Raw genomic sequence first — 13,388 nt, 5'->3', positions numbered from 1 at the left:
AATATCAGTGGCTGTGTGGCCTGAAAAAGGGCGTCATCATATAACCTTACAGTTAACAAGGACAGCCTTTATAACAGGCCGCCCTGGCGTGCCTTGCTCACCGCCTCACCCAGCTGCCACACCGCCATCGCATAATGGGTACTGTGGTTGTAGCGGGTAATGACATAGAAATTGGGTAAGCCGTACCAGTACTGGTAGCTGGTGCCCAAATCCAGGCGTAGCAGACTGACCTGATCGTTACCGTTCAGCGAGCCCTGTGGTGACAATCCTGACGCCGCCAGCATGCTCACGCTGTAACGGGTTTTGAAGCCATCTTCCAGCATCGGTGCCTGACCGCTGGCCGGTACCGCCACATTTTCGCCGCTGCGCCAGCCATGCTTCTGAAAATAGTGCGCCACGCTGCCGATAGCATCCACCGGATCCCACAGGTTTGCATGACCGTCTCCGTTGAAATCAACCGCATAATCATTGTAAGAGGAGGGCATAAACTGACCATAGCCCATCGCCCCGGCAAAGGAGCCTTTCAGCGCCAGCGGGTCATCCTGCTCTTTGCGCGACATCAACAGAAAGGTTTCCAGCTCGCTGCTGAAGTACTCTGCGCGGCGCGGATAGTTAAAGGATAAGGTCGCAAGCGCATCCAGAATCCGCGTTTTCCCCATCACACGACCCCAGCGGGTTTCCACGCCAATGATGCCCACGATAATTTCCGGTGGCACGCCATAAACCTGCTGTGCGCGTTGCAGGGCATCCTGATACTGATTCCAGAACGCCACCCCATTTTGCACGTTATCGGGCGTAATGAACTTGTTGCGATAGCGGATCCAGGCGCCATTAGGCCCTGGCGCTGGCGTATAGCTTGGTGCCTGACGGTCCATCAGTCGCAGCACATAATCCAGTCGTTTGGCCTGACCGATGATGTTGTGCAGTTGCTGACGGTCAAAGTCATGCTTCTCTACCATCTTATCGATAAATTGCTCTGCTGCCGGGTTACCGGCAAAGTCGCCAAACATCGCCTGTCCGCTGTGCGACGGCTGCAGTAAAAAACCGCCCTGTGGCGCAGCCAGCATCTTCTGCTGGGACGGGACTTCAGGTTTGCTGCTGCAGGAGGCCAGAAGCGGGATGAACGCAAGGAAGGCTAACTTGAGGCGCATCGGTTATCCATAAACGAGGGGTAATTTCAGATGCGGTAATAGTAGACGTTCAGCGCAATGACATACAGGGCAAAATCTTAAAAAAACGTCAAGGCAGCCGTGGGCTAAAATGGCTGCGGGGCTCTCTCTGCCCCGCAACCATCATGCGCTTAGCGGCGGTTTCTCACCAGCTGATAACGACGGGTCAGATACTCAACCGGCGCGCTCCAGATATGCACCAGCCGGCAGAACGGGAACAGCAGGAACAGCGTCATTCCCAGCACCATGTGCACGCGGTAGATAAACGCCACGCCATCGAGATGCTGCGAAGCGCCACCGTGGAAGGTCACCACCGCCTGCGCCCAGCCCACCAGCTTCATCATTTCACTGCCGTCCATATGCTGGGCGGAGAAGGGAATGGTCAGCAGGCCCAGCGTCGCCTGAGCCACCAGCAGGGTCATGATCAGAATATCACCGACGCTACTGGTCGCCCGCACCCGTGGATTGGTCAGACGGCGCTTCAGCAGCAGTCCACCACCCAGCAGTGTCATCGCCCCGAACAGGCCACCGGCAATCATCGCCAGTTTCTGCTTCACGTCGATCGGCAGGAAGGATTCATACATCCAGTGCGGCGTCAGCATCCCGACGATATGACCGAAGAAAATACCGATGATGCCGATGTGGAACAGGTTGGAGGCGAGACGCATCCCTTTTTTGTCCAGCATCTGACTGGAACCGGCACGCCAGCTGTACTGCCCGTAGTCATAGCGCAGCCAGCTTCCCACCAGGAAGACCGTTCCGGCGAGATAGGGGTAAATATCGAAGAAGAAAGTGTTAATAAAATTCATGCTGATTCTCCTGTGGTACGCGCCGTCGCCGCGGCGATGTCCAGATACTGCGGCGCGACCGCATCGGCGAAGCGACGCTGATGCATCGCCTGCTGCGCCGAGGCGCAGCCCTGTTCGCCGAGAAATTTAATCTGCTCCTCTTCCCAGACAGCATCCAGTGCTGCCGGCGTATCGTCGCGCGCTTCCTGCGCCACCTGTGGCTTGAGGGCCGCAGGATCAACCGCGCTACCGGACAGCGTCAGTAACACTGTGAAGAGATCGGCGTAGGGGCTCTGACGCTCTTCAAGCCGCGCCGCCAGCAAGGCCAGGATAGGCACGATGTCGTCCAGTCCCTGACGCGCGGCCTCATCGCTTTTACAGGCGAGATACTCCAGGTAGAGCGGCAGGAAATCGGGCAGTTCTTTGCTGTCCAGCTCCAGACCATCGGCACGATACTGTTCCAGCAGATCAACCATCGCCTGACCGCGATCGCGTGACTCACCATGCACGTGTTCAAACAGCAGCAGCGAGGTGGCGCGGCCACGATCAAACAGTTCGCAGTAGTCAGCCTGCACGTCGAGCAGTGCCCGGGCACAGAGCTGATTGATAAACCGCACCAGCCGTGCGCTCTGCTGCAGGTTGAGTTCAGTGGCGTCATCCAGCGCCGCGATCAGGTCGGAAGAGTGGGTAAACAGCGCCTCGTCCGGGTAGTCCAGCAGCCGCGAAAGAATCCGTAACGTCATCATGAGGCATCCTCCGGACGAATGGTTTTCTTACTGACGTCGATGGCATCAATACGGCGGCTGTTGAACAGGTTGAATTTGCTGTCGCTGCCGTGACAGCCATCGCCAAAGCTAAAGCCGCAGCCTTTGCTTTCCGGGAAGGCTTCACGTGCCAGTTCGCGATGGCTGGAGGGCACCACAAAGCGATCTTCATAGTTCGCGATCGCCAGATAGCGGTACATCTCCTGCGCCTGCGCTTCGGTCAGGCCGACCTGCTCCAGCGCCCGGATATCATGCTCACCGTCCACGCTTTCTGCGCGTTTGTAATGACGCATTGCCAGCATCCGCTTCAGTGCCAGCAGCACCGGTGCGGTGTCGCCTGCGGTCAGCAGGTTCGCCAGATACTCAACCGGAATGCGCAGGCTTTCCACATCCGGCAGCACGCCGGTGTGCGCTAGCGCCCCGCCATCCACCGCCGACTGAATCGGTGACAATGGTGGCACATACCAGACCATTGGCAGCGTGCGGTATTCAGGGTGAAGTGGCAGCGCCAGCTTCCACTCCATCGCCATTTTATAGACCGGTGAACGCTGTGCTGCGTCGATCACGCTCTGCGCAACGCCATCTTTCAGCGCCTGCGCAATCACCGCCGGATCGTTGGGATCAAGGAAGATATCCAGCTGGCTCTGATAGAGATCTTTCTCGTTTTCCGCTGCGGCCGCCTGTTCAATGCGGTCAGCGTCATAAAGCAACACGCCGAGATAGCGGATACGGCCGACACAGGTTTCTGAACAGACGGTGGGCTGGCCCGCTTCAATGCGCGGATAACAGAAAATACATTTTTCTGATTTGCCGCTTTTCCAGTTGAAGTAGATCTTCTTGTACGGACAGCCGGTGAGGCACATCCGCCAGCCGCGACATTTATCCTGGTCGATCAGCACGATGCCATCTTCGCCGCGTTTGTAGATCGCGCCGCTTGGGCAGGTCGCCACACACGCCGGGTTGAGGCAGTGCTCACACAGGCGCGGCAGGTACATCATGAAGGTGTGCTCAAACTGACCGTAAATCTCCTTCTGGATGTTATCGAAGTTCTTATCCTGCGAACGTTTGGCAAACTCGCCGCCGAGGATCTCTTCCCAGTTCGGGCCGTTTTCGATCTTTTTCATCCGCTGACCGGTGATCAGCGAGCGCGGACGCGCAATCGGCTGATGCTTACCGGCGGGCGCATTGTGCAGATGCTGATAATCAAAATCGAACGGTTCGTAGTAATCATCCAGCGCGGGCACATCCGGGTTGGCGAAGATCTTCGACAGCAGGCCGATGCGACTGCCCATGCGCGGCTCCAGCTTACCGTTGATCTTACGGATCCAGCCGCCCTTCCACTTCTGCTGATCTTCCCAGGCGTGCGGATAGCCGACACCAGGTTTGCTTTCAACGTTGTTAAACCAGGCGTACTCCATGCCCTCGCGGCTGGTCCAGACATTTTTACAGGTTACCGAGCAGGTGTGGCAGCCGATACATTTGTCGAGGTTCAGCACCATGCCGACCTGTGAACGAATTTTCATGGTTTTACCTCCTGCTGGCTGCCCTGGCAGGCATCGTTGCCTTCCCCATCTAACCAGTTAACGTTGTTCATTTTTCTCACTACCACGAACTCATCGCGGTTAGAGCCAACGGTGCCGTAGTAGTTAAAGCCCCAGGAGAGCTGCGCATAACCGCCGATCATATGGGTCGGTTTCGGGCAGGTCCGCGTCACCGAGTTATGGATCCCGCCGCGCTGGCTGGTGATCTCCGAGCCAGGGATATTCACGATACGTTCCTGCGCGTGGTACATCATGGTCATACCCGCCGGGATACGCTGGCTCACTACTGCACGTGCGGTCAGCGCACCGTTGGCGTTGAACGCCTCGATCCAGTCGTTATCCACAATACCCAGCTCACGGGCGTCATCTTCACTCATCCAGACAATCGGTCCGCCGCGTGACAGTGTCAGCATCAGCAGGTTGTCGCTGTAGGTGGAGTGAATGCCCCACTTCTGGTGTGGCGTCAGGAAGTTCAGCGCCTTCTCCGGGTTACCGTTGGGTTTGCTGTTCAGCAACGGCTTCGCCGCACGGGTATCGATTGGCGGACGATAGACCATCAGGCTCTCGCCAAAGGCGCGCATCCACTCATGATCCTGATAGAGCTGCTGACGGCCGCTCAGGGTTCGCCACGGGATCAGCTCATGAACGTTGGTGTAGCAGGCGTTGTAAGAGACATGTTCATCTTCCAGCCCTGACCAGGTCGGACTGGAGATAATTTTGCGCGGCTGCGCCTGGATATCGCGGAAGCGAATCTTCTCATCTTCTTTATTGAGCGCCAGGTGGGTGTGGTCACGACCGGTAATTACGCCCAGCGCCTGCCAGGCTTTCACCGCCACCTGACCATTGGTTTCCGGTGCCAGCGCCAGGATCACTTCTGCCGCATCGATCGCCGTGTCGATATTTGGCCGCCCCGCTGCCGGGCCATCCGCTTTGACGTAGTTCAGCTGCTTGAGGAAATCGACCTCTTTGCTGGTGTTCCAGCTGATACCTTTGCCGCCGTTACCCAGGGTCTCCAGCAACGGTCCCAGCGAGGTAAAGCGCTCCCAGGTCGCCGGATAGTCGCGCTCCACCACCATAATGTGTGGCGCGGTTTTACCCGGAATCAGATCGCATTCGCCTTTTTTCCAGTCTTTCGCCTCAAAAGGCTGCGCCAGTTCCGCGGGCGAGTCATGTAACACCGGCAGAGTAACGACGTCCGTTTCAACGCCTAAATGACCCGGGCAGAGATCGGAGAAGGCTTTGGCGATGCCTTTGTAGATCTCCCAGTCACTTTTTGAGTCCCAGGCAGGATCGACGGCCGCCGAAAGCGGATGAATAAACGGATGCATATCCGAGGTATTCATATCGTCTTTTTCATACCAGGTCGCCGTTGGCAGCACGACATCGGAGTAGAGACAGGTGCTCGACATGCGGAAGTCGAGTGTGACCACCAGATCCAGTTTGCCTTCGGCACCCTGATCCAGCCACTCCACCTCTTCCGGCTTCACGCGGCCCTGCTGGCCTAAATCTTTGCCCTGAATGCCGTTTTCCGTGCCCAGCAGATACTTCAGCATGTACTCATGCCCTTTTCCGGATGAGCCGAGCAGGTTGGAGCGCCAGACAAACAGGTTACGCGGGAAGTTCTGCGGATCGTCCGGCTGTTCAGCGGCAAACCGCATGGTGCCCTGCTTCAGGCTTTCCACGGTGTAATCCAGCGGCGACTGACCGGCGGCTTTCGCCTGCGCCGCGATGTGCAGCGGGTTGACGTTAAGCTGCGGCGCTGAAGGCAGCCAGCCCATACGTTCGGAACGGACGTTAAGGTCGATCAGGCTGCCGCTGTAGCGACTTTTATCCGCCAGCGGGGAGAGCAGTTCGCTGGTGGCCAGGGTTTCATAGCGCCACTGACTGGAGTGGTTGTAGAAGAAGGAGGTGCTGTTCATCTGGCGTGGCGGACGCTGCCAGTCCAGGCCAAAGGCCAGCGGGGTCCAGCCGGTCTGCGGACGGAGTTTCTCCTGGCCGACATAGTGCGCCCAGCCACCGCCGCTCTGACCGACGCAGCCGCAGAAAATCAGCATGTTCATCAGGCCACGATAGTTCATGTCCATGTGATACCAGTGGTTCATACCGGCACCGACGATGATCATCGAACGACCGCGGGTCTTCTCGGCGTTTTCGGCAAATTCACGGGCAATGCGAATGATGTTCTGACGGGAGACTCCCGTAATCTGCTCCGCCCAGGCCGGGCTGTACGCTTTGATGTCGTCGTAGGTTTGCGCGCAGTTGACATCATCCAGACCGCGATCCAGACCATAATTCGCCAGCGTCAGATCGTAGACGCTGGTGACCAGCGCTTCACTGCCATCCGCCAGTTGCAGGCGTTTCACCGGCAGCTTATGCAGCAGGATTTCGTCCAGCGCAACGCTGTTGAAATGCTCGCTGGTAATGCCACCGAAGTAAGGGAAACCGACCTCCACCACCTCATCATGGCTGCCGAGCAGGCTGAGCTGCAGTTCAACTTCCTGATGTGACGCCCCATCACGCTGCTCGAGGTTCCATTTGCCTTTTTCGCCCCAGCGGAAGCCGATAGATCCCTGCGGCGCGGTCAGCTCCCCGGTCGCCTCGTTGATCGCGACGGTTTTCCACTCCGGGTTATTCTCCTGACCGAGCCCATCCACCAGATCGCTGGCGCGCAGCTGACGGCCGGCGGCGTAAAAACCGCCCTCACGGGGTTCCAGCAGCACCAGCATCGGCATATCGGTGTAACGGCGCACGTAGTCGCGGAAATAGCCAACTTCGCGATCAAGATGAAACTCTTTCAGCATCACGTGGCCCATCGCCAGCGCCATCGCGCTGTCGGTGCCCTGCTTCGGACTCAGCCACTGGTCACACAGCTTCGCGACCTCAGCATAGTCCGGCGTGATCGCCACGGTTTTCGTCCCTTTATAGCGGACTTCCGTAAAGAAGTGCGCATCCGGGGTACGGGTCTGCGGCACGTTAGAGCCCCAGGCAATAATGTAGGAGGAGTTGTACCAGTCAGCCGATTCCGGCACGTCGGTCTGCTCGCCCCAGGTCATCGGTGAGGCCGGCGGCAGATCGCAGTACCAGTCGTAGAAGCTCAGACAGGTTCCGCCAATCAGTGACAGGTAACGTGCGCCCGCAGCGTAAGAGACCATCGACATCGCCGGAATCGGTGAGAATCCCATAATGCGGTCAGGGCCGTAAGTCTTCGCGGTACAGATGTTCGCGGCGGCGATCATCTCGTTGACTTCCTGCCAGCTGGAGCGGACAAAGCCGCCGCGTCCACGCGCCTGTTTGTAGCTTCTGGCCTTTTCAGGATTACTGATGATGGATGCCCAGGCGTCCACCGGGTCGCTGTGCTGCGCTTTCGCGTCGCGCCAGAGCTGAATCAGCTTCTTGCGCATTAACGGATATTTCAGGCGGTTAGCGCTGTAGAGATACCACGAGTAGCTGGCACCGCGTGGGCAGCCACGCGGCTCATGGTTTGGCAGATCGGGACGGGTACGCGGATAGTCGGTCTGCTGGGTCTCCCAGGTGACCAGTCCATTTTTAACGTAGATTTTCCAGCTGCATGAGCCGGTACAGTTAACACCGTGCGTGGAGCGCACGATTTTATCGTGCTGCCAGCGACTGCGATAGCCATCTTCCCAGTCGCGGTTGCTGTTTAACGTCTGGCCATGCTGGCCGGAAAAGGGTTCGGCCAGCTGTTTGAAATAGCGAAACCGATCAAGAAACTTGCTCATCCGGAATACTCCTGAAGGCTTAATGTGACATTGCTGACTCTGCATCTGTCCCGACACAGAAAGTGAAATTGTGCCGGTGCGCCACACCGGCTTTGTCGTTATCAGGCGCGTGATTTTCGGCCGTAAACCAGCCAGGTCACCGCGATGCAGCAGAGATAAAAGACCAGGAAGATTTTCATCGCGCCGGCGGGTGAACCGGTCATCGCGAGCGACAGGCCAAAAGTCTGCGGAATAAAGAAACCGCCCAGCGCGCCAATGGCGGAGATAAAGCCGAGCGCAGCAGAGGTTTCTGTTGCCGCTTCACGCTGTGCCAGCGCATCGTCGCCGCCCTCAGCTTTGATACGTTCCAGCGTCAGCTTACGGAAGATCACCGCAATCATCTGGTAGGTGGAGCCGCTGCCCAGCCCGGACGTCAGGAACAGGCCCATAAACACGGCGAAGAAGGCAACGAACGAGCCATCATGTCCGGCACCCGGCAGGGTAAGGAACAGCAGCGCAGCAAACAGCGCCATCAGCACGTAGTTGACAAGCGTGACGCGGGTACCGCCGAAGCGGTCAGAAATGATGCCGCCTGCTGAACGGGCCAGCGCGCCAATAAAGGGGCCGAAAAAGGCGTAATGCATGATCACGACATCAGGAAATTGCGTCTTCGTCAGCATGGCAAAACCGGCAGAGAAACCAATAAACGAGCCAAAGGTGGCCAGATAGAGCAGCGCCATAACCCACAGGTGGGGACGTTTCAGCACCGGTAACTGCTCACGCAGCGAGGATTTCGCCGCCGCCAGGTCGTTCATGCCGAACCAGGCCGCCAGCGTGCCGATCGCCAGGAACGGCACCCAGATCCAGGCGGCATTCTCCAGCCAGATGCTGTCGCCGGTGACGGTGGTCTGACCCACATCGGCAAAACCAAAAATGGCACAGGAGATCGCCAGCGGGGCGACAAACTGCATTACGCTGACGCCAAGATTACCGAGGCCACCGTTGATGCCCAGCGCGCCGCCCTGACGGGCTTTGGGAAAGAAGAAGCTGATATTGCCCATGCTCGACGCGAAGTTAGCGCCACCAAAACCGCACAGCAGGGAAATCACCATAAAAGTGGTGAATGAGGTCTGGCTGTCCTGTACGGCAAAGCCGAGCCACAGGCAGGGAATGATCAGGATGCCGGTGCTGAAGGCGGTCCAGCGACGTCCCCCAAAGATGGGAATAACAAAAGAGTAAGGCACACGCAGCAACGCGCCAGAAACCGACGGCAGTGCGGTCAGTAAAAAGAGCTGCTCAGTGCTGAAGGTAAAGCCAACTTTATTCAGGTTAACCGCAACGGTGCTGAACAGCATCCAGACGCAGAAGCCCAGCAGCAGACAGAAGACAGAAATCCACAGGTTACGGCTGGCGATACGTTTACCACGCGCCTGCCAGAACGCATCGTTTTCCGGTTGCCAGTCCTGAATTAACGCGCCGCGCGTCGGGGTTTGCAAAGAGGTGGATTGGGTCATAAATCTCTCATCAGCAGAATAATAATTGTGCGTATCCTGCGCATCCGCCGTGGTGTCGGGCTTGATACAAATCAACGGCAATGCAGGTTACAGAGGTGCAGCGCCCTCTCTTCACCCCGGTTAAGTAGTTGACTGAATTCAGATAACCCTTATAAATCATAGGGTTTAAACACGGCCGCCCATGCCTTCTGTAAAAGGGTGTCCGACTGGAAATAAAGGAGTAGTCCATTGGGGGTATATAGCGACCCCGTTTCACCGGTAAGATAGGCTCTCCGCCCGCTCAGGGCTGGCGTATGTGACAGGAGCAGGAGCCATTGTGACGGCAGAGAAATTGACGCTTTTATTGATCGACGACCATCCCATGCTGCGCAACGGCCTGAAGCAGCTGATTGCGCTGGATGAAAGGCTGCAGGTGGTTGCCGAAGCGGGTAATGGCATTGATGGCCTGGCGCTGGCACAGCAGCATGATCCCGACCTGATCCTGCTTGATCTTAATATGCCAGGTCTGAACGGACTGGATACCCTGACCCAGCTGCGTGAGATAGCCCTTTCTGGCCGGGTAGTGGTGTTCAGCGTTTCAGATAATGAAGAGGATGTGGTCAGCGCGTTGAAGCGCGGCGCTGATGGTTATCTGCTGAAAGATATGGAACCGGAAGCCTTACTGAAAGCGCTGCATCAGGCTGCTGCCGGTCAGATCGTGCTGAGCGAGGCGTTAACCCCGATTCTGGTCGCCCGGTTGCGTGAAGCGCAGCCTGCTCAGACGCGCGACATCAATCAGCTGACCCGGCGCGAGCGCGATATTCTGCAACTGATCAGCGACGGGATGACTAATAAAGCGATTGCCCGCAAGCTGGCCATCAGTGAAAGCACGGTTAAGGTTCACGTTAAATATCTGCTGAAGAAGATGAACCTTAAATCCCGACTTGAAGCCGCCGTCTGGGCGCTGCAGAACGGGCTGCACTGACTTTTCCCCCTTCCCGATGCGGCGCAGTGCCGTCCTGCTGGCCATAAACTGCCGCAGAAATCGCGAGCCGCCTCGCAGCCTCGCATCAGCGTCATGAGAACAGGCACTTTTTTGTCGCCAGCCGCCGCCACATTTGCCAGGATGCCTGTCAGGTTACACCCGGTCAGGATCGCGGCTGTGCATCACGCTGGCATATGCCCTGCCCTATTCGTTATCATCTGATTATCCTGCGCGCCTGGAATCCCTTTCGGTTTCATGGGCGTTGACCGCCAGAAATTTACCGCATTAAAAATGAGCTAAAACCTTATGCAAGAGCCAACCGAAAAGGACTTTCCTTCCCACACGCCGATGATGCAGCAGTACCTGCGTCTCAAGGCGGAGCATCCTGACATTCTGCTGTTTTACCGTATGGGTGACTTCTACGAGCTGTTTTATGACGACGCAAAACGTGCCTCGCAGCTGCTGGAGATTTCACTCACCAAGCGCGGTGCGTCAGCGGGCGAACCGATCCCGATGGCGGGTGTGCCCTATCATGCGGTTGAAGGTTACCTGGCTAAACTGGTGCAGCTGGGCGAATCCGTAGCCATCTGCGAGCAGATAGGCGATCCGGCGCTGAGCAAAGGCCCGGTCGAACGCAAAGTGGTGCGCATCGTTACCCCAGGTACCATCAGTGATGAGGCGCTGTTGCAGGAGCGGCACGACAATCTGCTGGCGGCGATTGTGCAAAGCCCGCGCGGTTTTGGCTACGCCACGCTGGATATCAGCTCAGGCCGTTTTCGCCTCAGCGAACCTGCCGATGCTGAAACCATGGCGGCAGAACTGCAGCGCACCAATCCGGCGGAGCTGCTCTACCCCGAAGATTTCCAGGCGATGTCGCTGATCGATCAGCGACGCGGCCTGCGACGCCGTCCGCTGTGGGAGTTTGAGATCGACACCGCGCGCCAGCAGCTGAACCTGCAGTTCGGCACCCGCGATCTCAATGGCTTCGGCGTGGAGAATGCGCACCTCGGACTGAGCGCGGCGGGCTGCCTGCTGCAGTATGTTAAAGATACCCAGCGCACCACGCTGCCCCACATTCGCTCGCTGAGCATGGAGCGGCAGCAGGACAGCATCATCATGGATGCGGCCACCCGCCGTAATCTGGAGATCACCCAGAACCTGGCAGGCGGCACCGACAACACCTTAGCGGCGGTGCTGGATAAAACGGTCACCCCGATGGGTAGCCGGATGCTGAAACGCTGGCTGCATATGCCGCTGCGCGATGTGCGCATCATTAACCAGCGTCAGGAGTCGATTGCTGAGCTGCAAAATCTCAGCGACGTGCTGCAACCGGTGCTGCGTCAGGTCGGCGATCTGGAGCGAATCCTGGCTCGCCTGGCCCTGCGCACCGCACGTCCGCGCGATCTGGCTCGCATGCGTCATGCGTTTCAGCAACTGCCGGAACTTAACCAGTTGCTGGCCGATGTTGAGGCACCGCAGTTGCAAAAGCTGCGCACGCAGATGGGCGAGTTCACTGCGTTACGTGAGCTGCTGGAACAGGCGGTGATTGAGTCCCCGCCTGTGCTGATCCGCGATGGCGGAGTGATTGCGCCCGGCTACAACGCGGAGCTGGATGAGTGGCGCGCACTGGCAGATGGCGCAACCGACTATCTAGACCGGCTGGAGATCCGCGAACGCGAGAAGCTGGGACTGGATACCCTGAAGGTCGGCTTTAACGGCGTGCATGGTTATTACATTCAGGTGAGCCGCGGACAGAGCCATCAGGTACCGATGCACTATGTCCGTCGTCAGACCCTGAAAAATGCTGAACGCTATATCATTCCGGAGCTGAAAGAGTACGAAGACAAAGTACTCACCTCCAAGGGTAAAGCGCTGTCGCTGGAAAAAAGCCTGTATGAGGCGCTGTTCGATCAGTTGCTGCCGCATCTTGAAGCGCTGCAGCTGAGTGCCGCCGCGCTGGCAGAGCTGGATGTGTTAAGCAACCTGGCAGAACGTGCCTGGTCCCTGAACTATTGCCGCCCGGTATTGCAGGATAAAGCCGGGATTAAAATCAGCGGCGGACGCCATCCGGTGGTGGAACAGGTTCTGAAAGAGCCGTTTATTGCCAACCCACTGTCACTGGCACCCCAGCGCAGAATGCTGATTATTACCGGCCCCAACATGGGCGGTAAAAGTACCTATATGCGCCAGGCGGCACTGATTGCGCTGATGGCATGGATTGGCAGTTTTGTTCCTGCCGATGAGACGCTGATTGGCCCGCTGGATCGCATCTTTACCCGTGTCGGTGCCGCTGACGATCTCGCCTCCGGGCGCTCGACCTTTATGGTTGAGATGACCGAAACTGCTAACATCCTGCACAACGCCACCGAAAACAGCCTGGTGCTGATGGATGAGATTGGACGCGGAACATCTACCTACGACGGTTTATCGCTGGCCTGGGCCTGCGCCGAAAACCTGGCGAACCGTATCAAGGCGATGACGCTGTTTGCCACCCATTACTTCGAGCTGACAACCCTGCCGGAAAAAATGGAAGGCGTGGTCAACGTCCATCTGGATGCCGTTGAGCATGGCGACACGATCGCCTTTATGCACAGCGTCCAGGAGGGTGCGGCAAGTAAGAGCTATGGTCTGGCGGTGGCGGCGCTGGCCGGCGTACCCAAAGAGGTGATTAAGCGGGCACGCAATAAGCTGAAGGAACTTGAGACCGTTTCAAACCACTCCGCGTCATCGACGGTCGATGGCTCTCAGCTGCCGCTGCTGGTTGAAGAGACCTCGCCTGCCATGGAGGCGCTTGAGGCGCTGGATCCCGATACGCTGACACCGCGTCAGGCACTCGACTGGATTTATCGTCTTAAATCGCTGGTCTGACATTACATCCCGTACATCGCACCGCGTTAATGCGCGGTGCTATGCTCGCTCGCCCGCAAAT

The 13,388-nt window shown here is 57.7% G+C and carries 8 protein-coding genes; 2 read left to right on the top strand and 6 right to left on the bottom strand.

Annotation, left to right across the window (positions count from 1 at the left end; translation table 11 throughout):
• Positions 1-68: 68 nt before the first annotated feature.
• From mltB to OK412_RS21775, 6 genes are all read right to left on the bottom strand, one after another.
• On the bottom strand, positions 69-1,151 hold the full coding sequence (mltB, locus tag OK412_RS21800) for a lytic murein transglycosylase B (protein ID WP_010248519.1): 1,083 nt from the start codon (positions 1,149-1,151) through the stop codon (positions 69-71).
• Between the two features lie 149 nt (positions 1,152-1,300).
• A complete protein-coding gene (gene narI, locus OK412_RS21795; RefSeq protein ID WP_010248521.1) occupies positions 1,301-1,978 on the bottom strand; it encodes a respiratory nitrate reductase subunit gamma in 678 nt (225 codons plus the stop codon).
• Complete coding sequence (gene narJ / locus OK412_RS21790; RefSeq protein ID WP_033780764.1) at positions 1,975-2,703, bottom strand: nitrate reductase molybdenum cofactor assembly chaperone; 729 nt, start codon at positions 2,701-2,703, stop codon at positions 1,975-1,977. Before narJ ends, narI begins: the two co-directional genes overlap by 4 nt.
• A complete protein-coding gene (gene narH / locus OK412_RS21785; RefSeq protein WP_010248525.1) occupies positions 2,700-4,244 on the bottom strand; it encodes a nitrate reductase subunit beta in 1,545 nt (514 codons plus the stop codon). Before narH ends, narJ begins: the two co-directional genes overlap by 4 nt.
• Entirely contained in the window at positions 4,241-8,002 is a 3,762-nt protein-coding gene (locus tag OK412_RS21780; protein ID WP_264353544.1) for a nitrate reductase subunit alpha, read from the bottom strand. The genes narH and OK412_RS21780 overlap by 4 nt, the downstream gene beginning before the upstream one ends.
• 101 nt (positions 8,003-8,103) lie before the next feature.
• Positions 8,104-9,495: a NarK family nitrate/nitrite MFS transporter gene (locus OK412_RS21775; protein ID WP_010672126.1), complete on the bottom strand. Its 1,392-nt coding sequence runs from the start codon at positions 9,493-9,495 to the stop codon at positions 8,104-8,106.
• Between the two features lie 316 nt (positions 9,496-9,811).
• Here OK412_RS21775 and narL point away from each other — a divergent pair, with 316 nt between their 5' ends.
• Complete coding sequence (gene narL, locus OK412_RS21770) at positions 9,812-10,459, top strand: two-component system response regulator NarL (RefSeq protein ID WP_080717680.1); 648 nt, start codon at positions 9,812-9,814, stop codon at positions 10,457-10,459.
• Positions 10,460-10,765: 306 nt separating this feature from the next.
• Positions 10,766-13,327, top strand: a complete 2,562-nt coding sequence (mutS, locus tag OK412_RS21765; RefSeq protein WP_033786727.1) for a DNA mismatch repair protein MutS — start codon at positions 10,766-10,768, stop codon at positions 13,325-13,327.
• The last annotated feature ends 61 nt before the right edge of the window (positions 13,328-13,388 follow it).

Origin of the sequence: Pantoea sp. JV6 (assembly GCF_025910055.1) — a bacterium.
In the GTDB taxonomy this organism is placed as follows: domain Bacteria; phylum Pseudomonadota; class Gammaproteobacteria; order Enterobacterales; family Enterobacteriaceae; genus Pantoea; species Pantoea agglomerans.
The sequence above is the reverse complement of the archived record's forward strand: the minus strand, read 5'-3'. Positions and strand labels throughout refer to the sequence as shown.

Excerpts from the sequence above, each read along its gene's own strand:
- mltB (WP_010248519.1), bottom strand. The coding sequence starts at position 1,151 with ATGCGCCTCAAGTTAGCCTTCCTTGCGTTCATCCCGCTTCTGGCCTCC.
- narI (WP_010248521.1), bottom strand. The coding sequence starts at position 1,978 with ATGAATTTTATTAACACTTTCTTCTTCGATATTTACCCCTATCTCGCC.
- narJ (WP_033780764.1), bottom strand. The coding sequence starts at position 2,703 with ATGATGACGTTACGGATTCTTTCGCGGCTGCTGGACTACCCGGACGAG.
- narH (WP_010248525.1), bottom strand. The coding sequence starts at position 4,244 with ATGAAAATTCGTTCACAGGTCGGCATGGTGCTGAACCTCGACAAATGT.
- OK412_RS21780 (WP_264353544.1), bottom strand. The coding sequence starts at position 8,002 with ATGAGCAAGTTTCTTGATCGGTTTCGCTATTTCAAACAGCTGGCCGAA.
- OK412_RS21775 (WP_010672126.1), bottom strand. The coding sequence starts at position 9,495 with ATGACCCAATCCACCTCTTTGCAAACCCCGACGCGCGGCGCGTTAATT.
- mutS (WP_033786727.1), top strand. The coding sequence starts at position 10,766 with ATGCAAGAGCCAACCGAAAAGGACTTTCCTTCCCACACGCCGATGATG.